23 protein-coding genes and 1 other RNA gene are annotated in these 24,681 nt (G+C 62.0%); 12 read left to right on the top strand and 12 right to left on the bottom strand.

The window, feature by feature from the left end; all coding sequences use genetic code 11:
- Nucleotides 1–119: 119 nt before the first annotated feature.
- The 3 genes from HX807_RS14645 to HX807_RS14635 all read left to right on the top strand — a co-directional run bounded on the left by HX807_RS14645 (nucleotide 120) and on the right by HX807_RS14635 (nucleotide 4,629).
- Nucleotides 120–2,105, top strand: a complete 1,986-nt coding sequence (locus HX807_RS14645; protein WP_177050313.1) for an acyltransferase family protein — start codon at nucleotides 120–122, stop codon at nucleotides 2,103–2,105.
- An 89-nt stretch (nucleotides 2,106–2,194) separates the two neighbouring features.
- Nucleotides 2,195–3,661, top strand: a complete 1,467-nt coding sequence (ubiD, locus tag HX807_RS14640) for a 4-hydroxy-3-polyprenylbenzoate decarboxylase (protein WP_008438879.1) — start codon at nucleotides 2,195–2,197, stop codon at nucleotides 3,659–3,661.
- Nucleotides 3,661–4,629, top strand: coding sequence for a CDP-6-deoxy-delta-3,4-glucoseen reductase (locus tag HX807_RS14635; RefSeq protein WP_003213981.1), 969 nt, complete (start codon nucleotides 3,661–3,663; stop codon nucleotides 4,627–4,629). The genes ubiD and HX807_RS14635 overlap by 1 nt, the downstream gene beginning before the upstream one ends.
- 151 nt (nucleotides 4,630–4,780) lie before the next feature.
- Here HX807_RS14635 and HX807_RS14630 read toward each other — a convergent pair whose 3' ends face one another.
- Entirely contained in the window at nucleotides 4,781–5,257 is a 477-nt protein-coding gene (locus HX807_RS14630; protein WP_177009072.1) for a sn-glycerol-3-phosphate transporter, read from the bottom strand.
- 329 nt (nucleotides 5,258–5,586) lie between these two features.
- On the opposite strand from HX807_RS14630, the gene HX807_RS14625 reads away from it, so the two are divergent.
- Nucleotides 5,587–7,980: a TonB-dependent siderophore receptor gene (locus HX807_RS14625; protein ID WP_177050311.1), complete on the top strand. Its 2,394-nt coding sequence runs from the start codon at nucleotides 5,587–5,589 to the stop codon at nucleotides 7,978–7,980.
- A gap of 40 nt (nucleotides 7,981–8,020) precedes the next feature.
- Nucleotides 8,021–8,674 carry a gamma-glutamylcyclotransferase gene (locus HX807_RS14620; protein ID WP_003213974.1) on the top strand — a complete coding sequence of 218 codons (654 nt, stop codon included), beginning with the start codon at nucleotides 8,021–8,023 and terminating at the stop codon, nucleotides 8,672–8,674.
- Here the strand turns inward: HX807_RS14620 and glpT are convergent.
- The 3 genes from glpT to HX807_RS14605 form a co-directional block, all read right to left on the bottom strand.
- Nucleotides 8,671–10,008 carry a glycerol-3-phosphate transporter gene (gene glpT / locus HX807_RS14615; protein ID WP_003213972.1) on the bottom strand — a complete coding sequence of 446 codons (1,338 nt, stop codon included), beginning with the start codon at nucleotides 10,006–10,008 and terminating at the stop codon, nucleotides 8,671–8,673. The two genes, HX807_RS14620 and glpT, sit on opposite strands and share 4 nt — an antisense overlap.
- A gap of 220 nt (nucleotides 10,009–10,228) precedes the next feature.
- Complete coding sequence (locus HX807_RS14610; RefSeq protein WP_008438881.1) at nucleotides 10,229–10,846, bottom strand: flagellar basal body-associated protein FliL; 618 nt, start codon at nucleotides 10,844–10,846, stop codon at nucleotides 10,229–10,231.
- 76 nt (nucleotides 10,847–10,922) lie between these two features.
- Nucleotides 10,923–11,900 (bottom strand): NADPH:quinone oxidoreductase family protein, encoded by a 978-nt coding sequence (locus HX807_RS14605; protein WP_087693288.1) that lies wholly within the window; start codon nucleotides 11,898–11,900, stop codon nucleotides 10,923–10,925.
- 149 nt (nucleotides 11,901–12,049) lie between these two features.
- On the opposite strand from HX807_RS14605, the gene HX807_RS14600 reads away from it, so the two are divergent.
- Nucleotides 12,050–12,457 (top strand): flagellar basal body-associated protein FliL, encoded by a 408-nt coding sequence (locus HX807_RS14600; RefSeq protein ID WP_003213967.1) that lies wholly within the window; start codon nucleotides 12,050–12,052, stop codon nucleotides 12,455–12,457.
- Nucleotides 12,458–12,575: 118 nt separating this feature from the next.
- Here HX807_RS14600 and HX807_RS14595 read toward each other — a convergent pair whose 3' ends face one another.
- The 4 genes from HX807_RS14595 to HX807_RS14580 form a co-directional block, all read right to left on the bottom strand.
- Nucleotides 12,576–13,694: an ABC transporter permease gene (locus HX807_RS14595; RefSeq protein WP_003213965.1), complete on the bottom strand. Its 1,119-nt coding sequence runs from the start codon at nucleotides 13,692–13,694 to the stop codon at nucleotides 12,576–12,578.
- Nucleotide 13,695: 1 nt separating this feature from the next.
- Nucleotides 13,696–16,416, bottom strand: a complete 2,721-nt coding sequence (gene rbbA, locus HX807_RS14590; protein WP_177050309.1) for a ribosome-associated ATPase/putative transporter RbbA — start codon at nucleotides 16,414–16,416, stop codon at nucleotides 13,696–13,698.
- Entirely contained in the window at nucleotides 16,413–17,378 is a 966-nt protein-coding gene (locus HX807_RS14585) for an HlyD family secretion protein (RefSeq protein ID WP_003213963.1), read from the bottom strand. The genes rbbA and HX807_RS14585 overlap by 4 nt, the downstream gene beginning before the upstream one ends.
- Nucleotides 17,379–17,518: 140 nt before the next feature.
- A complete protein-coding gene (locus tag HX807_RS14580) occupies nucleotides 17,519–17,968 on the bottom strand; it encodes an EVE domain-containing protein (protein ID WP_003213961.1) in 450 nt (149 codons plus the stop codon).
- A 196-nt stretch (nucleotides 17,969–18,164) separates the two neighbouring features.
- Between HX807_RS14580 and HX807_RS14575 the strand changes: the two genes are divergently transcribed.
- Entirely contained in the window at nucleotides 18,165–18,314 is a 150-nt protein-coding gene (locus tag HX807_RS14575) for a hypothetical protein (protein WP_003213959.1), read from the top strand.
- Nucleotides 18,315–18,321: 7 nt separating this feature from the next.
- Here HX807_RS14575 and HX807_RS14570 read toward each other — a convergent pair whose 3' ends face one another.
- The 4 genes from HX807_RS14570 to HX807_RS14555 form a co-directional block, all read right to left on the bottom strand.
- Entirely contained in the window at nucleotides 18,322–18,951 is a 630-nt protein-coding gene (locus tag HX807_RS14570) for a 5-formyltetrahydrofolate cyclo-ligase (protein ID WP_102370312.1), read from the bottom strand.
- A gap of 56 nt (nucleotides 18,952–19,007) precedes the next feature.
- A non-coding RNA gene (gene ssrS / locus HX807_RS14565) (6S RNA) lies at nucleotides 19,008–19,186 on the bottom strand.
- Between the two features lie 30 nt (nucleotides 19,187–19,216).
- Complete coding sequence (locus HX807_RS14560; protein WP_003213956.1) at nucleotides 19,217–19,534, bottom strand: cell division protein ZapA; 318 nt, start codon at nucleotides 19,532–19,534, stop codon at nucleotides 19,217–19,219.
- Nucleotides 19,531–19,740: a TIGR02449 family protein gene (locus HX807_RS14555; RefSeq protein ID WP_003213954.1), complete on the bottom strand. Its 210-nt coding sequence runs from the start codon at nucleotides 19,738–19,740 to the stop codon at nucleotides 19,531–19,533. Before HX807_RS14555 ends, HX807_RS14560 begins: the two co-directional genes overlap by 4 nt.
- A 139-nt stretch (nucleotides 19,741–19,879) precedes the next feature.
- On the opposite strand from HX807_RS14555, the gene HX807_RS14550 reads away from it, so the two are divergent.
- The 5 genes from HX807_RS14550 to HX807_RS14530 are packed head-to-tail and all read left to right on the top strand — an operon-like array spanning nucleotide 19,880 to nucleotide 24,669.
- Nucleotides 19,880–20,437 (top strand): YecA family protein, encoded by a 558-nt coding sequence (locus HX807_RS14550; protein ID WP_003213952.1) that lies wholly within the window; start codon nucleotides 19,880–19,882, stop codon nucleotides 20,435–20,437.
- Between the two features lie 20 nt (nucleotides 20,438–20,457).
- Nucleotides 20,458–21,780: a Xaa-Pro aminopeptidase gene (gene pepP, locus HX807_RS14545; protein ID WP_102370134.1), complete on the top strand. Its 1,323-nt coding sequence runs from the start codon at nucleotides 20,458–20,460 to the stop codon at nucleotides 21,778–21,780.
- Nucleotides 21,777–22,964 (top strand): 2-octaprenyl-6-methoxyphenyl hydroxylase, encoded by a 1,188-nt coding sequence (ubiH, locus tag HX807_RS14540; RefSeq protein WP_102370133.1) that lies wholly within the window; start codon nucleotides 21,777–21,779, stop codon nucleotides 22,962–22,964. Before pepP ends, ubiH begins: the two co-directional genes overlap by 4 nt.
- Nucleotides 22,957–23,442 (top strand): DUF4442 domain-containing protein, encoded by a 486-nt coding sequence (locus HX807_RS14535; RefSeq protein ID WP_003213946.1) that lies wholly within the window; start codon nucleotides 22,957–22,959, stop codon nucleotides 23,440–23,442. Before ubiH ends, HX807_RS14535 begins: the two co-directional genes overlap by 8 nt.
- Nucleotides 23,443–23,451: 9 nt before the next feature.
- A complete protein-coding gene (locus HX807_RS14530) occupies nucleotides 23,452–24,669 on the top strand; it encodes a 2-octaprenyl-3-methyl-6-methoxy-1,4-benzoquinol hydroxylase (protein ID WP_162835188.1) in 1,218 nt (405 codons plus the stop codon).
- Nucleotides 24,670–24,681: the final 12 nt, after the last annotated feature.

Here is a 24,681-nt window from a genome sequence, read left to right as displayed (position 1 = left end):
GCGCCATTTTTTTTGTTTCTGGAAAAGGAGGTTTGGCTTTAGTGTGTGTCTGTTTAGAAACAAACTCGCGTGTGTGACTACACTCGCTGTCCATCCGATCAGGCAAATTACAAGATTTTATGACCATTCTCGCTTATCGCAGGGACATTGACGGCCTGCGTGCCATAGCTGTGCTCGCTGTTGTGCTGTTTCATTTTGGTGTACCGGGCTTTACCGGCGGCTTTGTCGGCGTCGACGTGTTTTTCGTGATCTCCGGCTACTTGATCACCTCGATCATCTGGCGCGAGCGTGAGGCCGGCCGTTTCAGTTTTGTCAGCTTCTGGGCCAGGCGAGCGCGGCGTATCCTGCCGGCACTGTTCGTGATGATGCTCGGCGCGCTGGTGGTGGGCTGGTTCCTGCTGGCTCCAAAGGATTACAGCGAGTTGGGGCGCTCGATACATAACCAGGTGGTGTTTATCTCCAACCTGTTTTTCATGCGTCAGGACGGTTACTTTGATGTGGCCTCCGATATCAAACCATTGCTGCATACCTGGTCATTGTCGGTTGAAGAACAGTTCTACATCCTCTTCCCACTGCTGCTGACACTGCTGTCGAGCCGGCTCAAATATTGGCGCACGGCGCTGTTCGTGTTGTTGCTGGTGTCATTCGGCATGAGTACATGGGCGGTGGCCCACGCTCCGGAACGAGCCTTTTTCCTGCTGCAGATGCGTGCCTGGGAGCTGTTGGCGGGTGCAATGCTGGCGGTAATGCCGGTACGCGAGTACCGCGCCAGCCCGGCGTTGGCGCAGGCCTTCAGCCTTGCCGGCCTCGGCCTGATCCTGCTGGCGGTCTTCGCGTATGACCCGAGCACGCCGTTTCCCGGCGCCGCAGCGCTGTTGCCGGTGGTGGGCGTGGTCTGCCTGATTTGGGCCAACGGCCAGCAAACTACCCTGACGAGCAAGCTGCTGGGTAGCCGCTTGCTGGTGGGGATTGGCCTGATCTCCTACTCCTGGTACCTGTGGCACTGGCCGGTGTACGTGTTTGGCAAGTACGCCAGTGTCGACGGGCTGGGCCCGTGGGAGCTTGGTGCACTGTTTGTGTTGAGCCTGGTGCTGGGTTATGCGTCCTGGCGGTTTGTCGAGGCGCCGTTCCGTGAACGTCGGCTGTTGGCAGGGCGCAAGCAAATCCTGGTGGCGGCGGGTATCGCGCTGCTTGGGGTGGGACTGCTCGGCAAAGGCCTGGTCATGACGAAGGGCTTGCCTTGGCGCCTGTCGCCCGAGGCGCTGCAATTTGCCCAGGCGCGCGAGTGGAGCCCGGACCTTATGGCCTGCCTGGTGGATGGTGGGAAAAATCGCCACCATGGATTTTGTCATTTCGGGCCTCAGTCCGCGCCGACGCGCGCGCTGGTCTGGGGCGATAGCCATGCCACGGCGCTGGTTCCGGCGTTGCGAGACGGCGCCAGCAAGTACGGTGTCAGCGTCACGCAGGCAGGTTATGCCGGTTGCCTGCCGTTTAATCGCAAGGAAAGCGTTCCGGGCTGCTTGACCTTTAACCAGCAGGTCACGCAGCTGCTCGGCAAGGAAACCTTTAGCGACGTGGTGCTGGTGGCGCGCTGGAGCCTGTATGTCTATGGGCAGCGCGATGGTGATACCGAGGCTTCGTTGCTGGACCCGGCGACCGGAACCTATGACCGCGCCTTCGCCGAGCGGCGCTTCGCTGAAAGTCTGGGCGCCCTTGTGCAGCAATTGCGCGCCAGCGGTCATCGGGTGTGGCTGGTCAAGGAAGTCCCCCTGCAGGAATTCAGTCCGCCTTACCGCCTGAGTCGCCTGGCGATGCTCGGCCGGCCCACCGACAAAGAAGGCATGCCCCTGGATGAGCACCTCCAGCGCCAGGCCTATATCAGCAGCGTATTCGAGCGCATGGCGGCGGCTGATCCCGGGGTAAAGGTAATGGATCCGGCGCCCAAGTTATGCAGTGCGAATGACTGGTGTCGCGTGGAACTGGACGGTCAGTCGCTGTACACCGACGACAATCACCTCTCGGCGGTTGGTTCGCGGTATGTCGAGGCGTTCCTTGAACCGTTGTTCAAAGCCTTGCGCAATGAAACCCAGGCATCGGCTCTTTGAGTCTGTGTCGTCGGCAATGCTGCTCAATAAGCTGCCAGCGACCGTAAGAGCAGGTAGGATGTACGCCTATTTTACGGGTGGCATGGTTAATGAAATTCAAGGATCTTCGGGATTTCGTGCAGCAACTTGAGCAGCGCGGAGAGTTGAAACGTATCCAGGTGCCGATTTCCCCGGTCCTGGAGATGACTGAGATTTGCGACCGCACCTTGCGCAACAAGGGCCCGGCGCTGCTGTTCGAAAACCCGGTGGGCTTTGATATCCCGGTGCTCGGCAACCTGTTCGGCACTCCCGACCGCGTGGCGTTTGGCATGGGCGCCGAGTCGGTCAGCGAACTGCGCGAGATCGGCAAGCTGCTGGCCTTCCTCAAGGAACCCGAGCCACCCAAGGGGCTCAAGGACGCCTGGTCGAAGCTGCCCATCTTCCGCAAGATCATCGCCATGGCCCCCAAGGTCGTGAAAGACGCGGTTTGCCAGGAAGTGGTGATCGAAGGCGAGGATGTCGACCTCGGCATGCTCCCCGTGCAGACCTGCTGGCCTGGCGACGTCGGCCCGCTGATCACCTGGGGCCTGACCGTCACCAAGGGCCCGAACAAGGACCGCCAGAACCTCGGCATCTACCGTCAGCAAGTGATCGGCCGCAACAAGGTCATCATGCGCTGGCTGAGCCACCGTGGCGGCGCCCTGGATTTCCGTGAGTGGTGCGAAAAGCACCCCGGCCAGCCATTCCCTGTTTCCGTGGCCCTGGGCGCCGACCCGGCGACCATCCTCGGCGCCGTCACGCCGGTGCCCGACAGCCTGTCCGAGTACGCTTTCGCGGGCCTGTTGCGCGGCAATCGCACTGAGCTGGTGAAATGCCGCGGTAACGACCTGCAAGTGCCGGCCACCGCCGAAATCATCCTCGAAGGCGTGATTCACCCGGGCGAGATGGCCGATGAAGGCCCCTACGGCGACCACACCGGCTACTACAACGAAGTCGACAGCTTCCCGGTGTTCACCGTCGAGCGCATCACCCACCGGATCAAGCCGATCTACCACAGCACCTACACCGGCCGCCCGCCGGATGAGCCGGCGATCCTCGGCGTGGCGTTGAACGAAGTGTTTGTGCCGATCCTGCAAAAGCAGTTTCCGGAAATCACTGACTTCTACCTGCCGCCCGAAGGCTGCTCGTATCGCATGGCCATCGTGACGATGAAGAAGTCGTACCCCGGCCACGCCAAGCGGGTAATGCTGGGTGTGTGGTCGTTTTTGCGACAGTTCATGTACACCAAGTTCGTTATTGTCACCGACGACGACATCAACGCCCGGGACTGGAACGACGTGATCTGGGCCATCACCACGCGCATGGACCCCAAGCGCGACACGGTGATGATCGACAATACGCCGATCGACTACCTCGACTTTGCTTCCCCGGTATCGGGCCTCGGCTCGAAAATGGGCCTGGACGCCACCCATAAATGGCCGGGTGAAACCACCCGCGAATGGGGCCGCGTGATCGTCAAGGACGAAGCGGTCACTGCCCGTGTCGATGCGCTCTGGAAAGAATTAGGAATAGATTGATGCGTGTAACCCTGCAGCCTTCCGGTGCGGTACTTGAACTGACGCCCGGCGAGCGGATCCTCGAGGGCGCGCGCCGCCTGGGCTACGATTGCCCCCAGGCCTGCCGCAATGGCGTGTGCCACGTGTGCGCGGCGCTGCTGGTGGAAGGCCGGGTGCAGCAAGCCGGTGAGGTGCGTGACCATGGCGAGTTCTATACCTGCATTGCCGAACCGCTGGAAGATTGCATTGTGTTGTGGGATGGCGTGCTGGCGCCGGGAGAATTGCCGGTGCGCAAACTGTCTTGCCAACTGAGTGAATGCGTTGAAGTGGGCGGTGACGTCTGGCGCGTGCGCCTGCGGGCTCCGGCCGGCAAGGCGGTGCGCTACCACGCCGGGCAGTACCTGATGATTGAGCGGGAAAACGGCGAGAAGTCGGCGTTCTCCCTGGCCTCGGCGCCCCACGCCGGGCGCGAGCTGGAATTGCACGTGCTGGCCCGGGAAGACAGCGCCCGCAGCCTGCTGGAGCAGTTGCAGCGCAACCAGATGGCCCGCATCGAAATGCCGTTTGGCGACACCCACCTGGCGGAACTGCCCGACGGGCCGCTGGTGCTGATTGCCGCCGGCACCGGAATGGCCCAGATGCATAGCCTGATCGAACACTGTCGCGCCAGTGGCTTCAAGCACCCGGTGCATCTTTACTGGGGTGTGCGTCGCCCCGAGGATTTCTACGACATCGAGCACTGGGACCAGTGGCTGCAACTGCCCAACCTGTTCCTGCACAAAGTGGTCAGCGACCTGTGTGGCTGGGAAGGGCGCTGCGGGCTGTTGCATGAAGCGGTGTGCGAAGACATCAGCGACCTCAAGGCCGTGCATGTCTACGCCAGCGGTTCACCGGCGATGATCTACGGCACCCTGGATGCGCTGGTCGAGGCCGGCATGGATGCACACCAGATGCGTGCTGACGTATTTGCCTACGCACCCCGCCCTTAACGTGTGGCGAGGAAGCTTGCTCCCGCTGGGCTGCGCAGCAGCCCCGAAACAGTCGCTGTGTTCTACCTGAAAGACCGCATGAACTTCAGGGGCCGCTTCGCGACCCAGCGGGAGCAAGCTCCCTCGCCACAGAAGCCTTTAAGCGGCTCGATCAGAAACGAACGCCCGTGGTCACCATCGCCGCATTGAACCCGAGCAACACCAGCTCGGCGGCGACCGGCCCGTAGTGGGTGCCCACCGAGGGGATGATCACCGGCGCTACCCCCAGTCCATTCAGCGGAATCTTGTCGCGGTACTTGCCGCGATAGCCCTGGATCAAACCCCCTGTCAGCTTCAAGTACACCGGGTAATCGGGCATGTCGTAGCGTTTGCCGGCATAGGCGTAGTACGAACGCTGGCTGAACGAGTTGCGAAACGTCGCCCCGCCATACACCAGGCCTGACGCTTCATTGCGCTCCAGGCCGATCAGGTCCTGGTTGTTGTTGTGGTCCTTGTCCGGCGCAAAATGCCGGGTGTAGACGCTCGTCTGGGCATACCAGAAGCCTTTTTCGTCCTGGGTCGGCACTTCCGCCGCCAGGGCGGTGGTGGCCTGTGCCAGGAACAACAGGCTGGGCAGTCGGTATTTCATGGAGTGACCTCGGTAGTCGATTCGGTTGGCGGCCAGGTGGGTCGTGACAGGCGCCTATTTTGAAGGCTCAGCGTGCCCCCAGGCTGAACCTGCGCTGAAACTACAGGGATTGAGGCAGCCAATCCTGATGAGCGGAGCGGCCTGGGCTTATGCATTCGCTTATTCTTTAAAGGTATTTAATTTGTTACATAAATATCATTAAGCTATATGCCAACGGACTACCGACTTTCTGCCAATAACCAATAAATGACCGCCACCGTCCGCCACACGGATCGATCGTACGAGCTCAGAGCATTGACGTTCTGGCTTTTGATTCCAAGGGGAGCGGTATGGGGAGCAACAAGCAGCACCTGCTGTACACGGCGATTTTGTCGGCTAATTTGCTGACCGCTGTGGGATTCAGTCCAGTGGCATCCGCCGAAACGGCCACTGCCGATGTACCCAAACTAGATACAGTCATTGTCACCGGCACCCGCGCCCAAGAGCGCACCGCCAGTGCCTCGTTGTCACCTATCGATGTGATTTCCGGCGACACCTTGCGCAGCACCGGCTCTGATGAGTTGGGCGCGGTGTTGGCCCGATTGATTCCTTCCATCAACTTTCCACGCCCGAGCCTGGTAGACGGTGCCGAACTGGTGCGCCCGGCGCAGCTGCGTGGCCTGTCACCGGACCAGGTGTTGGTGCTGGTCAACGGCAAGCGCCGCCACACCAGTGCCTTCGTCAATCTCGGCGGTGCGGTTGGGCGTGGCTCGGCGCCGGCGGATTTGAATGCGATCCCGTTGTCGGCGGTCGACCATATCGAGGTGCTGCGTGACGGCGCATCGGCCCGCTACGGCTCCGATGCGATTGCCGGGGTGATCAACGTGATCCTCAAGCATGACGACCACGGCGGCTCGATCACCAGCAAGTTTGGTGAGTACAAAAAGGGCGACGGTATCCAGCGCAACCTCAGCGGCAACACCGGTGTGGCGCTGGGCGATAGCGGGTTTATCAACATCTCTGCCGAAGGTGCCGACAACGATTACACCAACCGCGCCGGCAAGGACCTGCGTCCGGGCAGCGTTGGTTCGACGACCTACGGCCAGCGGGTGTTCCGCCAGGGCGAGCCGGCCACTGACCAGGGCAAGCTGTTTCTCAACTCGGAATATTCCTTCAGCGATGCGGCCGAGTTCTATGCGTTTGGCGGCTACAGCAAGACCCGCGGCGAGACGGCGGCGTTCTACCGGGCCAGTAACGCGAGCAACAACATTCCTGCGCTCAACCCCAATGGTTACCTGCCGTTGATTCGCGGTGACGTGGAAGACACGTCCCTGGCGGTCGGCCTGCGCGGCTTGTTGGCCTATGACTGGCACTACGATGTGTCGGTCAACTACGGCAAGAACCAGTACCAGATCGGTACCGAAACCATCAACACCTCGCTGGGCCTGGCCACGCCGCGCAAATTCGACAACGGCACGTTGGTCAATGACCAGAAGCAACTCAGCCTGGACCTGTCGCGGGAATTCAGCCTGGGCTGGTTGCCGTATCCAGTGTCGGTGGCGTTTGGCGGCGAATACCTGGACCAGGGTTACCAGATCAAGGCGGGCGACCCGGCGTCCTACTACCAGACCGGCAGCTCGGGCCTGGGCGGCTTCCGTGATTCCGACGCCGGCACCAGCACACGCCACAACTGGGCGCAGTACCTGGACCTGGAAACCAACTTCACCGAAAAACTCAGTGCCTCCGCCGCCGTGCGCCACGAGGACTACAGTGATTTTGGTTCCAACGTCAGCGGCTCGCTCTCGGCGCGCTACGACTTCACCCCGCAAGTGGCCTTGCGCGGCAGTGTATCCAACGGTTTCCGTGCGCCGTCCCTGGCCCAGCAAAACTTCGCCTACACCTCGTCGCAACTGATCGGCAACACCATCCAGGAAGCCGGCACCTTCCCGGCCAACAGCCAGGTGGCGCGCCTGCTCGGCGCTGAAGACCTGAAAGCCGAGAAGTCCCGCAACTACAGTCTCGGCCTGGTGCTGGAGCCGACCGACAACCTGACCGTGACCGCCGATGTCTACCGTATCGACATCAGCGACCGCATCAGCCTGTCCTCCAACCTGGACCTGAGCAAGAACCCGGCTGCGCTCGCGTATCTGCAGGCCAATGGCGTGGGCAACATCAACTACACCACGGTGCGCTACTTCACCAACGCCACCGACACCACCACCAATGGCGTCGACCTGGTGGCCAACTATCGCTACCAACTGGACAACGGTGTGCGCTGGAACAGCACCGTGGGCTACAACTACAACCACACCAAGGTCACCGACGTAAAAGCCAACCCGTCCGTACTGGATAGCCTGGGCGCGAGCCTGGTTCGGGTGGACCGTCGCGAGCGCATCGGCCTGCTGGGCGATACCACGCCACAGCACAAGCTGAGCCTGGGCAACGACCTGAGTTTCGGCAACTGGGCGCTGCACAGTAATTTGGTGCGCTATGGTTCATTCACCAGCTACCAGGCCGACCCGACCAACGACCAGAGCTTCAAGGCCGCCTGGCTGTTGGACCTGTCAGCCGACTACAAGCTGAAAAACTGGACCTTCACCGTTGGCGGCGACAACGTCACCGACAAATACCCGGAAAAACTCAATGCCTACGCCAGCAGTGGTGGCAATTTGGCATATAGCACTTTTTCGCCGTACGGTTACAGCGGCGCGTTCTATTACGGTAAAGTTGCTTACAACTGGTAACAGCTTCTCGTAACAACAAAGGAGACCTAAGCGATTTGCCATGACCGCCATTGAATCTGATCTTTTGCAATTGGCTTACCCTCCGCGGCTCGATCTGGGGCCGCAACTCACTCACGAACAGTTGATGAGCTCGATGCAAGCCACCATGGCTTTGCATAAGGGTGGGCCGGTCTGGCTATTCGCTTACGGTTCGCTGATCTGGCGGCCTGAATGTTCGTCGACACAGCGGATGCGGGCGCGGGTCCACGGTTATCACCGGGGCTTGTACCTGTGGTCTCATGAGCACCGGGGCACGCCGGAAATACCGGGGTTGGTGTTTGGCCTGGATCGCGGCGGCTCGTGCAGCGGGTTTGCCTACCGCTTGCCGGAAGATCAACTGGAGGCCTCGCTGTATGCCCTGTGGCAGCGCGAGATGCCGTATCCCTCGTACCGGCCGCACTGGCTCAGCTGTCGTCTGGAAGATGGCAGCCAGGTGCAGGCATTGGGATTTGTCCTGGAGCGGCACCTGCCCAGTTATGCCGGCAATTTGCCCGACATCGTGCTGAATCACGTGTTGCAAAGCGCTTGCGGGCGTTACGGCACTACGCGCGATTATGTCGAGCAGACCGTCAACGCCCTGCGTAGCCACGCCATGCCAGACAAGAATCTGGAGGCGCGGCTCAAGCGGTGTTCCAAAGGCTGTTCCGACGATTAACGTGCGGCACTGACGCTATTGGTATGCCACAAGGTGGGGATCAGGAACGCGATGGCCAGCAGGCACGCGCCGATCAGCAATACGAAACCACCGTCCCAGCCGAAATGGTCAACGGTGTAGCCCATGGCCGCACTCGCTGCCACTGAACCACCCAGGTAACCGAACAAGCCCGTAAAGCCCGCTGCGGTACCGGCGGCTTTTTTCGGTGCCAGTTCCAGCGCCTGCAGGCCGATCAGCATCACCGGACCGTAGATCAGGAAGCCGATGGAGAACAGCGCGATCATGTCGATCATCGGGTTGCCCGGCGGGTTGAGCCAGTAAACCAGGGTCGCCACGGTGACCAGGCCCATGAACACAATGCCGGTCAGGCCACGGTTGCCACGGAAGATCTTGTCTGACATCCAGCCGCACAGCAGCGTGCCCGGAATGCCCGCCCACTCGTAGAAGAAGTACGCCCACGAGGTTTTATCCACGTCGAAGTGCTTGGCTTCCTTGAGGTACGTCGGCGCCCAGTCCAGCACGCCGTAGCGCAGCAGGTAGACGAAGACGTTGGCGAAGGCGATGTACCACAGCATTTTGTTGCGCAGCACGTACTTGACGAAGATTTCCTTGGCGCTGAATTCGTCCTCGTGGCTGGCGTCGTAGCCTTCCGGGTAGTCGTTCTTGTATTGCTCGATGGGCGGCAGGCCCACCGATTGCGGGGTGTCGCGCATGGTGATGAAGGCAAATGCCGCCACCAGCAGGGCCACGGTGGCCGGCACGTAGAACGCCGCGTGCCAGTCGTTGAACCAGGCCATGCCCAGCAGGAACAGCGGGCCGATCAAGCCGCCGCCGACGTTATGCGCCACGTTCCATACGGAAACCACACCGCCGCGTTCCTTCTGCGACCACCAGTGCACCATGGTCCGCCCACTTGGCGGCCAGCCCATGCCCTGGGCCCAGCCGTTGATGAACAGCAGAATGAACATCATGGTCACGCTGGAGGTAGCCCAAGGTGCGAAACCGAAAATGAACATCACCCCGGCGGACACCAACAGGCCGAAGGGCAGGAAGTAGCGCGGGTTGGAGCGGTCGGACACCAGGCCCATGAGGAACTTGGACAGGCCGTAGGCAATTGCGATCGCCGACATTGCCAGGCCCAGCTGGCCACGGGTGTAACCCTCGTCGATCAGGTACGGCATGGCCAGGGAGAAGTTCTTGCGCAGCAGGTAGTACCCGGCGTAACCGAAGAAAATACCGGCGAAGATCTGCCAGCGCAGGCGTCGGTACGTGCTGTCTATTTTTTCTTCAGGCAGGGGCGCCTGATGTGCGGCAGGACGGAAGAAAGCAAACATTCAAGAGCTCCAGATTTCTTGTTTTGACTGCGGATGCGAATGTTACAGTTTCGTTACCGAAAATAGCACCGCCTCTTATCTGCGGGCATAGGAATTGAGTGCAATTGCATGTTCTTTTACGAACATGTCGCTTAGAGACAAGTGAGGGGCGTTTTCAGGAGGGGATGCCAAGAAGCTGTGGTGAGGGAGCAAGCTCCCTTACCACAGGCAGTGATTCGGTTCAGTTGCCGTTGGCGGCTGCGATATCACCTGGAAGCAGGTGTTCCTGGATCTTCTGGCTGCGGGATTCCACCAGTTGACCCTGGTCGTCGAAGCGCAACACGATCAGCCAGTCATACACATTTTCCGGCCATTTCTTCATGCCGGTCAGCGCCGCGCCGTCACCGCCGAAGGCCTCGATCAACTTGTCGATATGCCCGTGATGCCAGGCGATCAACACGGTCTGCGCCTGGTTGGACTTGCGCAGGGACTTCACCAGCTTGCCGACTTGATCGTCTGAGTAGGGTGTTTCAAGCGGGAGCTGCAGGCGCTGGGCCAGGGGTGTCAGGGTCAGGCGCGGGCGAGAGCTTTCCTTGCTGTCGCTGGTAGCGATCAGCCGCTGGGGCACCACGGAGATGCCGTTCAACAGCAGCGGGTCGAAATAGCTGGCGTAGGCCGCCGCCCGCTGTTCGCCCTTGGGGCTCAGCAACGGACCTTCATCGGGTTTTTCCGCATGGCGCACGATCAGCACCGTCACGTTGTTCAGCCCGCGTACATCCTTGCCCTCTTTATGGGCAAAGGCGTGAGCCGACACCATCATCAACAACCCCAGAAACAGCGCGCGCAGCGGTGTGACCATTATTCATTCCTGCCAGTGAGTGAGTGCCTCGGCCGATCATGGGCCCAGGCACTCCGCGGACAAAATGAAACAATAGTCAGCGTAGCTGCACCACGACCTTGCCCACAGCCTTGCGCTGGCCGAGGTCGTTGATCGCCTGCGCCGCCTGCTCCAGCGGGTACACCTGGGACACCAGCGGCTTCAACTTGCCCTCGGCGAACCAGCCGAACAGTTGCTGAAAGTTGGCGGCATTGTCCTGCGGCTGGCGCTGGGCGAACGACCCCCAGAACACCCCGACCACCGCCGCGCCCTTGAGCAGCGCCAGGTTTACTGGCAACTCAGGAATGCGCCCGCTGGCAAAGCCCACCACCAGCAGCCGGCCATTCCAGGCGATGCCGCGAATGGCCTGGTCAAACAGGTCGCCGCCCACCGGGTCGTAGATCACATCCACGCCGTTGCCGCCGGTAAGGCGTTTGATCTCGTCCTTGAGGCTGGCTTCGCTGTAGTTGATCAACTCATCGGCACCGGCAGCCTTGGCCACCGCCAGCTTGTCGGCGCTGCTGGCCGCGGCGATCACTCGGGCGCCCATGGCCTTGCCGATTTCCACCGCAGCCAGGCCGACGCCGCCGGAGGCACCGAGCACCAGCAGGGTTTCCCCGGGTTGCAGGTTGGCCCGTTGCCTCAGGGCGTGCATCGACGTGCCGTAGGTCATGCTGAAGGCGGCGGCGGTGTTGAAGTCCATGCTCGGCGGGATCGGCAGCACGTTGTAGCCCGGCACCGCGACCTGCTCGGCGAAGCTGCCCCAGCCGGTCAGGGCCATCACCCGGTCACCGACCTTCAGGTGGCTGACGTTCTCACCGACTTGGCTGATCACGCCTGCCGCTTCACCGCCCGGCGAAAACGGGAAGGGCGGCTTGAACTGGTACTTGCCTTCGATGATCAGGGTGTCCGGGAAATTGACCCCGGCCGCATGCACGTCCAACAGGATTTCGTTCTTCTTGATCGCCGGGCTTTCGACGTCTTCCAGCACCAGGGTTTCGGCGGGGCCGAAGGCTTTGCACAGCACAGCTTTCATCGGACTATTCCTTTTGGCGTGTTGGCCGATAAGTGTAGGTGGGCAGGGCGACGGGTCAACGAGCATGCCCCGGCCTGATAAGTCGCCATAAGCTTGTGCTCAGGGCTGCTAGCGTTATGCTACTGGGCAACCGAATTGAGGAATGAACTGTGAAAGCGTGGATCCTGTTGATGCTGGCCCTGACACTGCCGACGGCAGCCCTGGCCGAAGAAGCCAAAGAAGGCGAAGCGCCGAAGGTCAGCTATATCAGCCTGAGCCCGCCGTTTGTCGGTAACTACGGCCTGGATGGCACCGCGAAGCTGCGGGTGTTCAAGGCGGATATCGCCCTGCGGGTCACCGGTCCCGAGGCAGCCGCTGCTGTGAAAGCCAACGACGCGCTGATTCGCAACCAGTTGGTGGCGCTGTTTACCCAGCAGACCAACGACACCATGAGCAGCGTTGATGGGAAGGAAAAACTGCGCCAGGAAGCCCTGAAGCAGACCCAGCAAGTGATGAACGACGAAACCGGCAAGCCGCAGGTTGAGGATCTGTTGTTCAACAACCTGATCATCCAGTAAGCCGGTCGCTTCGCGCCCTTCGCGAGCAAGCCCGCTCCCACATTTAACCGCATTCTCATGTTAGAACTCGGTCAAGTGTGGGAGCGGGCTTGCTCGCGAAGAGGCCCTGACAGACACCTCAGGAAGCCAGGCTCTTCCTGAACCGCGCCAACGCCACCGCAAAGAACAGCAACCCAATCCCCGCCAGCGCCAGCAAGTCCGGCCACACCACATTCACACCCGCATCCCGGAACAGAATCGCCGCACTCAGGCTCACAAAGTGCGTCGACGGCGAGCCCTGCATCACCCATTGCAACCACTGCGGCATGCTGTCCAGCGGCGTGCTGCCGCCGGACAACAGCAGCATCGGGATAATCACCGGGATCGCCAGCAGGCCAAACTGCGGCGTCGAGCGGGCGAGGGTGGCGAGGAAGATGCCGAGGGCAGTACTGGCAAACAGGTACAGCGCCGTCACCAGCAAAAACAAAGTCAGCGACCCGGCCAGCGGCACGCCGAGCAAGCCTTTCACCACCACTTCCAGCGACAGCCAGGTGCACAGCACCACCACCAGCATGTTGCTCCAGATTTTCGCCAGCATGATTTCCAGCGCAGTCAGCGGCAGCACCAGCAAATGGTCGAGGGTGCCGTGTTCGCGCTCACGCAGCAGCGCGGTGCCGGTCAGCACGATGGCGAGGATGGTGATGTTGTTGACGATCTGGATCACCGCCAGAAACCAGCCGCCTTCCAGGTTGGTATTGAACAGCGCCCGGGTGGTCAGCAGCGCCGGCGCCTTTTGGGCGGCATCGGCCTGGTTGCCATAGGTCAGCAATTCCCGCTGGAAAATCCGCCCGATATACCCGGCACCCATGAATGCCTGGCTCATGGCCGTGGCATCGACGTTGACCTGCACCCCCGGCTGGCGCCCGGCCAACAGGTCGGCCTGGAAATTCGCCGGCACGTTGATCACGAAGGTGTACTGGCCGCTGTCCATCACCTTGTCCAGTTGGTCGTACGGCAACGGCACCGCCGCCTGGAATTCCGGCGGTTGCAGTGCTTCGGCCAGTTGCCGGGAAAGCGCGCTGTGGTCTTCATCCACAAAGGCCACGCTGGCGTTGTGCACACCGATCACCGAGCCGGCGGCGGGCATATAGATGGCGACGGTAAAGGCGTAGAACAGGAACAGCAGCAACACGCTGTCGTGGCGCAGGCTGGTCAGTTCCTTGATGCCGAGGCGCAGGATATGGGCGAACTTGTGCATCTCAGGCCTCCTGCTTCTTGAGCATGATCAGGCTAAGCCCGGTGAACCCCAGGAAAAACCCGAACAGCGCCAGGCACTGTGGCCATAGCTGACGCAGGTCCAGGGCCTTGGTAAAGGTGCCCACCGCAATGTCGAGGAAGTAGCCCGCCGGAAACAACATGCCCATCAACGCGGCGGCGCCTTCCAGGGACGAGCGCGGCACGATCAGCCCGGAGAACTGGATGGTCGGCAGGCTGGTGATGATCATGGTGCCGAGGATCGCTGCGATCTGGGTGCGGGTGAACGCGGAAATCAGCAGGCCCATGCTAGTGGTGGCCAGCACATACAGCAGGCCGCCGAAAGCCAGGGTCACGCCGCTGCCCTTGAACGGCACGCCGAACAGCCAGCGGTTCATCGCCACCAGCAGGCCCAGGTTGATCAGGCTCACGGCCAGGTACGGCGCCTGCTTGCCCAACAGGAATTCCAGGCGGGTCAGGGGTGTGGCGTAGAAGTTGGTGATGGAGCCCAGTTCCTTCTCGCGCACGATCCCCAGGGCCGTGAGCATCGCCGGGATAAACGCGAGGATCAGCGCCATCACGCCGGGACCGATAGCGTTCACGCTGACCACGTCCTGGTTGTAGCGAAAGCGGGTTTCCAGTTTGGCGGCGGCTTGCTGATTCAATGGTGTGCTGTTCAGTTCGGCCAGTTGTTGGAGGTTGGCCTGGTGCACGGCCTCGACATAATTGCGGCTGGTTTCCGCACGGAACGGCATGCCGCCATCGAGCCAGGCGGCCACGGCGGGTTGGCGGCCGGCGTAGAGATCGCGGCCGAACCCTGGCGGAATCTCCAGCGCCAGTTTGATTTCCGAGCGTTGCAGGCGTTTGTGCAGTTCGTTGGAGTCAGTGATCGGCGGCTGTTCGGCGAAATAGCGCGAACTGCGAAAGGCCTCCAGATAGGCGCGGCTTTGCGGCGTCTGGTCCTGGTCGTAGACGGCGAAGGCGAGCTTCTCCACGTCCAGGGATATGCCGTAGCCGAAGATCACCATCATGAAAATCGCCCCCAACAGGGCGAAGGCCATGCGCACTTTGTCCCGCAGCAATTCCTTGCCTTCGCGGCTGGCCACGGCCAACAGGCGGGCGACGCTGAACCCGTGTTTGCTGACGGGTGGGGCCATGGGTTCGCTGACGGTTTCGGAGGGCGCGGTGGCCGCTTCGGGCGCGCCTTGGGCCTGTTCCAAGCAGGTGACGAACGCTGCTTCCAGGGTTTCGCCGTGGAACTGCTGTTGCAGCGCGTCCGGCGTGTCGCAGGCCAGCACCTTGCCCGCGTGCATCAGCGAGATGCGGTCGCAGCGCTGGGCTTCGTTCATGAAGTGGGTGGACAGGAAGATCGTCACGCCCTGTTCCCGGGACAGTTCGATCAGCAGCCGCCAGAAGTCATCCCGCGCGGCCGGGTCGACGCCCGAGGTCGGCTCATCGAGGATCAGCACTTCCGGGCGGTGCAGCACCGCCACCGCCAGGGACAAGCGCTGGCGCAGGCCCAGCGGCAACTCGCCGGACGGCTGCTCGGCAACGTCGCCCAGGTCAAAACGCTTGATCAACTCGTCGATGCGCTGGCCGCTCCCGGCCTTGGGCAGGTCGAACAACTGCGCATGCAGCACCAGGTTCTGGCGCACGCTGAGTTCGCCGTACAGCGAGAAGCTTTGCGACATGAAACCCACGCGCTTGCGGGTGGCCAGGTCCTTGGCGTTGACCGGGTTGCCCAGCAGCGTGGCGGTGCCCTCGGTGGCGGGCATCAACCCGGTGAGGACTTTCATGGTGGTGGTCTTGCCGCAGCCGTTGGAGCCGAGGAAACCAAAGATCTCGCCCCGGCCAATCGCGAAGCTGACCTTGTTGACTGCCGTGAAGTCGCCGAAGCGCAGGGTCAGGTCGTGGGCTTCGATGGCGATGTCGGTGTTGTCGCTTTGCCGTGGCGGAATCACCAGGGGTTCGTTGTTATGGGCGCTGTCGCCCTGGAAATGGGTGAAGGCTTCGTCCAGTTTGCCGCTGGGCGTCGCGGCGGCGAGTTCGCTGCTCAGGCCGTCGGCGATCAGCTTGCCGCGGTCGAGCATCAGGCAGTGTTCAAACTGCTCGGCTTCTTCCATGTAGGCGGTGGCCACCAGCAGTGTGAGCTGCGGGCGTTCGCTGCGTACGGTTTCCACCAGTTCCCAGAAGCGTCGACGGGACAGCGGGTCGACGCCGGTGGTGGGTTCGTCGAGGATCAACAGGTCCGGGTCGTGGATCAGTGCACAGCACAGGCCGAGTTTCTGCTTCATGCCGCCGGAGAGCTTGCCGGCAGGTCGCTCGGCGAAACGCTCGAGGTCAGTGGCCAGCAGCAGGTTGTGCATGCGCTGGTCGCAATCGGCTTTTGACAGGCCGAACAGCGTGGCAAAGAACCGGATGTTTTCGCTGATGGACAGCTCGGGGTAAAGGTTACCGCCCAGGCCTTGAGGCATGAAGGCGATACGCGGGTACAGGCTGTTGCGGTGGCGGCGGTCTTCGATGGCGCCACCGAGTACTTGCAGCTCGCCCTGTTGAAGCTTTTTGACCCCGGCGATCAAGCCCAGCAGGCTCGACTTGCCGGCGCCGTCCGGGCCGATCAACCCGCAGCGTGTGCCGGCAGGCAGGCTGAAGGCGATGTCGATCAGCGCCTGTTGCTTGCCGTAGCGATGGTTGATCCCCGTGGCGTGCAGCGCCAGGCCGTTCATTGCAGGTTGGCCGGCCAGTCCAGGTCAGCGGTGCGCACATAGCCGGCGCCGGGCATGCCCGGTTTGGCTTGGGGCACGGCGCTTGGTTGGGTCAGGCGCAGCTTGACCCGGAACACCAGCTTCTGGCGTTCGTCGCGGGTTTCCACTTCCTTGGGGGTGAACTGCGATTTGGCGGCGACGAAGCTGATTTTCGCCGGCAGCGGTTGCTTCGGCAGGGCGTCGAGGACGATCCGCGCTTCGCTGCCCACGGTCAAAGCGCCTGTGACTGAAGCGGGCAGATACAGGTTCATGTATTGGTCGTTGGGGTCGATCAGCAGTAACACGCGACCACCCGCGCCGAGCACTTCGCCGGGTTCGGCCAGGCGTAGCTGGATGATGCCGTCGATAGGCGCCCGCAGGCTGCTGTCTTCGATTTCACTGGTGAGCTGGGCGACCTGAGCCTGGGCGGCGCCGATGGCGGCCTTTACCGAATTGACCTGGGCCTGGGCGGCGACCACGGCAGCGTTGCCGGTGTTTTGCCGGGCCTGCTGCTGGTCGATCAGCTGGCCGCTGGCGAAGCCGCGCTTGTACAGCTCCTGGGTGCGCTTGAGTTCCTGGCTGGCCAGCAGTTGTTCGCTCCGGCGCAGTTGCACATTGGCTTCGGCAGCAGCGAAATTCTCCCTGGCCCGCAGCACTTCGGCTTCGGCCTGGGCGCGCTGGGCTTCCAGGGTGCGGGTGTCCATGCGCGCCAGCAGTTGGCCCTTGAGCACCTTGTCGCCTTCGTCCACCCGCACTTCGGCGAGGCGACCGGGGATCTTGGCGGCGATCTGCACTTCAGTCGATTCCAGCCGGCCATTGCCCATGCTCAAGCCTTCGGGCAGGCGGTCTTGGGTGGATTGCCAATAGCCGAAGCCGCCGGCGGCCAGCAGCAAGACAATCAATGGAATGGCGAAAAGATGGGAGGTGCGGTGGTTCGTCGACATGGGTGCATCCTGCGGCGTTAGCGTCCTAGTTTGACCGATCCTGCCCGGAGGCCCTTGATGCGGGTCAAATGAAGCGCCAGCCTAACCCGGTTGGCGCGCAGATGCATGCGCCATGGGCGTGACCGCAGGGTTCTGCTGTTTCAGCGCAGGCCGAGTACGGCGGCCCATTGCTCGGCGGTGACCGGCATCACCGAAAGGCGGCTGCCTTTTTGCACCAGGGGCAACTCGGCGAGGGCGGTTTGCTGTTTCAGATAGCCCAGCCCCAGGACCTTCGCAAAGGTCTCGACGTGGGCAACATTGATCGCGCTCCACGGGTTTTTTTCAGGGCTGGCCTTGGCGTCGAAATAATGACTGTCGGGCTCCAGCGCGGTCGGGTCCGGGTAGGCTGCCTCGACGATTTTACCGATGCCGGCAATCCCCGGTTCCGGGCAGCTGGAGTGGTAGAAGAAGAACTGGTCACCCACCGCCATCGCCCGCAGGAAGTTCCGCGCCTGGTAGTTGCGCACCCCGTCCCACCGGGCCTCGCCGAGCTTTTCCAGGCCCTTGATGGACAGTTCATCGGGCTCGGATTTCATCAGCCAATAGGCCATGTTTTCGCTCCTCAAAAGTCGATTGGGAAAGTTGTCCTGCAATTTTATGACAAACCGACAGTCGGTTGGCGTCAAGGTTTGCGTGTTGGTTCACGTTAACGCAGAATGCCGGGGTTTTGAGCTTGACGCAGCTGGCACGGACTACTAATGGAACGTTGCTGTCATCGTGTGCAAGATGCCTGAAGGGGGGCAATCGATGAAACGCAAACCGGATTTACTATGGATTTTGGTTATTTTGTTCGGCCTGGGCGTTGTGACCACCGGCTATGCGCAGAGCTTGTGGTCGAACAAGACTGACGCACCGATTGAACTCGCACAGCAACAGCCGCAACCGTTCAAACGCTGACCCGTCTTCAAGGCGCTGCTGATTCCAGTAGCGTCTCTGCTATATACCAATCCTTATCGGTGACTGTGCCCTCAAGCGGTACATCCCAGCTTGCCTGTGCCAATCGTTCGACCTTCTGGCATTCATGGGCCAGGCCCAACAGCGTCGGCTTGCGCCAGGATTTCCGGCGGGCCATGTAGGCCAGGCTGCGGTCATAAAACCCGCCGCCCATGCCCAACCGTCCGCCCTCATCATCAAAGCCAACCAGTGGCAGCAGCACCAGGTCCAGCGCCCAGACCTTGCGTTGTCGGCTGGCATTTACCTGGGGCTCGAGGATGCGAAAACGGTTGGGCCTCAGCTTTTCGCCGGGGCGCACTCGCTGGAACACCATCTTGGTTCGCGGCCATGCACTGAGCACCGGCAGGTAAGTCGCCTTGCCCCGGCGCTGTGCAGCGCGCAGCAGCAGGCGCGGATCGATTTCACCGTCCGTCGGTAGATATAAGGATAGGTGTTTGGCCCGGCGAAACAGCGGGTGCTGTGCCAGTTGCCGATACAGGCCCAGGGCGGCCTGGCGTTGCTCGCTTGGCGTCAGGGCGCGGCGGGCTTTGCGCAGCATGCGTCGAAGTTGCGGGCGTGAAAGCGGCGCAGGTTCGGTCATGGTTTTCGGCTCATAAAACAATGCCAGTCCTGGGACTGGCATTGGATTTGGGAATCAGGCTCCCCGACAGAACCGCTGTCGACTTAGCCCTTGAACCCGAAAGTTCAAGGTGGAAGAAACAGTAGGCTTTAAGGCTTTCCGTCTAGCGGACATGCACACCAGCCCAACGTGTAACTTCCAGGGTAGTGCGAATCGGCTCAGGGACATCGCCGACTGGCAAGCACGCCAGGGAGTGGGGCGAGTATACCCGAAACCGACGCCGCAATCAGCCCTTGGGTGGCTCTGGATCGGTAGAAAGTACCAGATCGACCCGCTCCAGCAGGTCGCGCACCTGCTCGCGCGTCGAGCCGCTGGCCTGCACGTCAGGCCGTTCCTGCTTATGCAGCAGATCGTGGGTAATGTTCAGGGCGGCCATCACGGCGATGCGATCGGCGCCGATGACTTTGCCGCTGCTGCGGATTTCGCGCATCTTGCCGTCCAGGTAGCGGGCAGCGCTCACCAGGTTGCTGCGTTCTTCCTGGGGGCAGATGATCGAATATTCTTTGTCGAGAATCTGCACGGTGACGCTATTGCTTGAACTCATGAGTCTTGCTCCAGGGCCTTCAGGCGCGAAATCATCGATTCGACCTTACGCCGGGCGATTTCGTTTTTTTCAATGAGGTGAGCGCGTTCCTCGCGCCAGGTCTTTTCCTGAGCTAATAGGAGTCCGTTTTGGCTCTTAAGTTGCTCGACCCGGTTAATTAGCAGCTCGAGTCTGGCCATCAGCGCTTGCAGGTCGGTGTCTTCCATTGGGTTCCACTGGATTTTGTCTGATGAATGGCAACTGCTGGATAAACGATCTGACGCCCTTGATAGTCTTGGTACGTCTGCCGATGCTAGGATACAGCGCTTCATTCTAGACATTGCGCCGTCTGGCGCCTAGCTCACCATGCCCATTCAGAACTCCCCGTACGATGCTTTTTCCAAACTGCTGAGTTCCAGCGGTCATCCTTGCTCGCCTGCCGAACTGCACGGCGTGCTGCTGGGCCGCAGCTGCACCGGTGTCGGCTTTGATGCCGACAACTGGCTGGCCGACGTCGCCGAGCTGCTGGAAACCGAGCCTACCGAAAACGTGCGCAATGCGCTCATCGGCCTGCAAGAGATGGTTAAAGGCGAGCTGACCGGTGATGACGTCACCGTCGTCTTGCTGCTGCCTACCGATGACGCGCCGCTCACCGAGCGCGCCGCCGCGTTGGGCCAATGGTGCCAAGGCTTCCTCCACGGTTTCGGCGTGAACGCCGGCGGCCTCGACCTGAGCACCGATGCCCAGGAAGTGCTGCAGGACCTGGCCGCCATCTCTCAGGTGCAAGACGCCCTGGAAGAGTCCGAAGACGGCGAAAGCGACTACATGGAAGTCATGGAATACCTGCGCGTCGCGCCGCTGCTGCTGTTCACCGAGACCCGTAAATCGGCTGAGCCCGCTGCACCCAAGCCGTCGCTGCACTAAGAAAGGAAGCCCATCTGCCCATGATCCATATCCCCAAAGCGGAATACACCCGGCGCCGCAAGGCGCTCATGGCGCAGATGGAACCCAACAGCATCGCCATCCTGCCGGCGGCCGCGGTAGCCATCCGCAACCGTGACGTCGAGCACGTCTACCGCCAGGACAGCGACTTCCAGTACCTGAGCGGCTTCCCCGAACCGGAGGCGGTGATCGTGCTGATGCCCGGCCGCCAGCACGGCGAGTACGTGCTGTTCTGCCGCGAACGCAATGCCGAGCGCGAACTGTGGGACGGCCTGCGAGCGGGCACCGAAGGCGCGATTCGCGATTTTGGCGCCGATGACGCCTTCCCGATTACCGATATCGACGACATCCTGCCCGGCCTGATCGAAGGCCGCGACCGGGTGTATTCGGCCATGGGCAGCAATGCCGAATTCGACCGGCACCTGATGGAGTGGATCAACGTGATCCGCTCTAAAGCGCACCTCGGCGCCCAGCCACCGAACGAATTTGTTGCCCTGGATCATCTGCTTCATGACATGCGCCTGTATAAATCGGCGGCAGAAGTGAAGGTGATGCGCGAGGCGGCGCGGATTTCCTGCGCGGCCCATGTACGGGCGATGCAGGCCAGCCGCGCCGGGTTGCATGAGTTCAGCCTGGAAGCGGAGCTCGACTACGAGTTTCGCAAGGGCGGGGCGAAGATGCCGGCCTATGGTTCCATCGTCGCCTCGGGGCGCAACAGCTGCATCCTGCATTACCAGCAGAATGACGCGGTGCTCAAGGACGGCGACCTGGTGCTGATCGACGCCGGTTGCGAGATCGACTGCTACGCCAGCGACATCACCCGCACCTGGCCGGTGAGCGGCAAGTTTTCCGCCGAGCAGAAGGCGATTTATGAAATCGTGCTGGCTTCCCAGGAGGCCGCCTTTGCTGAAATCGCCCCGAACAAGCATTGGAACCAGGCCCACGAGGCGACGGTGCAAGTGATCACTGCCGGGCTGGTGAAGCTGGGATTGTTGCAGGGTGATGTCGACGAACTGATCGCCAGTGAAGCCTATAAAGCCTTCTACATGCACCGCGCCGGCCACTGGCTGGGGATGGATGTGCACGATGTGGGCGAATACAAGGTCGGCGGCGAGTGGCGGGTGCTGGAAGTCGGCATGGCACTGACCGTGGAGCCGGGGATTTACATCTCGCCGGACAACCAGAACGTGGCGAAGAAATGGCGTGGCATTGGCGTACGCATCGAGGACGACGTGGTGGTGACCAAGCAAGGCTGTGAAATTCTGACCGGTGGCGTGCCCAAGTCCGTCGCCGAGATCGAAGCATTGATGGCGAGCGCCCGATGAGCCGGGTCAACCTGGCGATTATCGGCGGCGGCCTGGTGGGTGCCAGCCTCGCATTGGCCTTGCAGGCCGGGGCCAAGGCCCGGGGCTGGAAGATCGTGCTGATCGAGCCGTTTGCCCCCGGCGACAGCTACCAGCCGAGCTATGACGCGCGTTCTTCAGCGCTGTCCTTTGGCGCGCGGCAGATCTATCAACGGTTGGGCGTGTGGCAGGAAATCTCTCGCCGCGCCGAGCCGATCAAACAGATTCATGTGTCGGACCGTGGCCGCTTCTCTACCGCGCGCCTGTCGGCCATGGAAGAGGGTGTGCCGGCGCTTGGCTACGTGGTGGAAAACGCCTGGCTGGGCCAATGCCTGTGGCAAGGGCTGGACAAGGACGTGGTCAGTTGGCGTTGCCCGGCGGAAGTTACGCGCATGGAGCCGCTTGCCGATGGCTACCGCCTGACCCTCAATGACGAAACCGTGCTGGAGTGCGACCTCGCGGTGCTGGCCGATGGCGGTCGCTCAGGTTTGCGCGAGCAACTGGGCATCGGCGTTAAAAAGCGGCCGTACAACCAGAGCGCCCTGATCGCCAACATCACCCCAAGCGAGGCCCACAACGGCGAGGCGTTCGAGCGGTTCACCGACGAAGGCCCGATGGCCTTGCTGCCGTTGCCGGACAACCGTTGCGCGCTGGTCTGGACCCGCATCGGCATGGACGCCAAGCGCCTGGCCGAGCTGGACGAACGCAGCTTCCTGAATGAACTGCAGGGCGTGTTCGGCTACCGCCTGGGCACCCTCAAGCAAGTCGGTGCGCGCCACCTGTACCCGCTGACGCTCGTGGAAGCGGAAGAACAAGTGCGCTCTCATCTGGCCGTACTTGGCAATGCCGCCCACAGCCTGCACCCGATTGCCGGTCAGGGCTTCAACCTGTCCCTGCGGGATGCCTACGCGTTGGCCGAGGCGCTGCTGGCCGGGCCGGCGATTCCGGGCGACCTGGCGACACTGCAGGCGTACCGCGAGCGTCAGCGCATGGACCAGAAGCTCACCGTCGGCTTCTCCGATCAGGTCACCCGCCTGTTTGGCAGTGCGCAACCGTTGGTCGCGCTGGGCCGCAACATGGGCTTGCTGGGCCTCGACTTGCTGCCGCCGGCCAAGCGCTGGTTCGCGCGCCAGGCCATGGGCCTGGGCACCCGTCCCGATGCGTGAGTGGCTGACCCGACGCCTGGGCAAGGCGCGGCTGTTGCGCTGGATCATGACTCTGTACCCGCCGTACCTCGGGGCCGGAGTTCGGGTGTTGCACATCGGCAGCGATTTCCGCGAGGTCAAGGTGCGCATGGGCCTGGGCTGGTACAACCGCAACTACGTCGGCACGCAGTTTGGCGGCAGCCTGTATTCGATGGTCGACCCGTTCTACATGCTGATGCTGATGGAGAACCTGGGCCGCGACTACATTGTCTGGGACAAGGCTGCCGCTATCGACTTTATCTCGCCGGGCAAAGGCCCGGTGTTCGCCGAATTTTCCATCGACCAAGCATTGCTGGACGAGATTCGCCAGCACACCGCCAGCGGCGACAAGTATTTACCGCAGCTCAAGGTACAGATTCATGACGGCTCCGGCACCCTGGTGGCGCGGGTCGACAAAACCCTTTACGTGCGGCGCAAGCTGCAATCGAGACAGGCTTAAAGCATGGACATGCGCGCAGATGTGCTGATTGTCGGGGCCGGAATGGTCGGAAGCGCCCTGGCGCTGGCGTTGCAGGGCAGTGGCCTGCAGGTGCTGCTGCTCGACGGCAGCCCGCTGAGCGTCAAGCCGTTCGACCCTCATGCTGCGTTCGAACCGCGGGTGAGCGCCTTGTCGGCCGCCAGCCAGCGCATCCTCGAGCGCCTTGGCGTGTGGGACGGGATTGTCGAGCGACGTGCCAGCCCGTACGGCGAGATGCAGGTGTGGGACGGCAGCGGCACCGGGCAGATCCACTTCTCGGCGGCCAGCGTGCATGCCGAGGTGCTGGGGCATATCGTTGAAAACCGTGTGGTCCAGGACGCCTTGCTCGACCGCCTGCACGACTGCGACCTCGGCCTGCTGGCCAATGCGCGCCTGGAACAGATGCGCCGCTCCGGCGATGACTGGCTGCTGACCCTGGCCGATGGCCGCACCTTGCGCGCGCCACTGGTGGTCGCGGCGGACGGTGCCAACTCGGCAGTACGTCGCCTGACCGGCACCGCTACCCGTGAGTGGGATTATTTGCACAACGCCATCGTCACCAGTGTGCGCAGCAGCCAGGTGCATCAAAAGACGGCCTGGCAGCGTTTTACCGACAATGGCCCGCTGGCATTCCTGCCGCTGGTGCGGGACGGGCAGGAAGACTGGTGTTCGATCGTCTGGTCGACCACCCCGAGTGAGTCCGAGCGCTTGATGGCGCTGGATGATGAAAGCTTCTGCCGTGAACTGGAAAATGCCTTCGAAGGCCGCCTGGGCAGCGTGATAAGCGCCGATCCACGGCTGTGCGTGCCGTTGCGTCAGCGCCACGCCAAACGTTACGTGGCAGAAGGCCTGGCATTGATTGGCGACGCGGCCCACGTCATTCATCCGCTGGCGGGGCAGGGCGTGAACCTGGGCTTCCTCGATGCGGCGGTGCTCGCCGAGGTGCTGCTGGCGGCCAACGAGCGCGGCGAGCGCCTGGCGGATGTGAAGGTGCTCAGCCGTTACGAGCGTCGGCGCATGCCGCACAACCTGGCGCTGATGGCGGCGATGGAAGGCTTTGAGCGGTTGTTCCAGGCCGATCAACTGCCGTTGCGCTGGCTGCGTAATGCAGGGCTGAAGGTGGTTGAGCAGATGCCGGAGGCCAAGGCGTTGTTTGTGCGTCAGGCATTGGGTTTGACCGGGGATTTGCCGGAGCTGGCCAAGGCCTGAGGGTGCTGTGCA

This window comes from Pseudomonas sp. D8002 (assembly GCF_013385695.1).
Lineage (GTDB): Bacteria > Pseudomonadota > Gammaproteobacteria > Pseudomonadales > Pseudomonadaceae > Aquipseudomonas.
The sequence above is the reverse complement of the archived record's forward strand: the minus strand, read 5'-3'. Positions and strand labels throughout refer to the sequence as shown.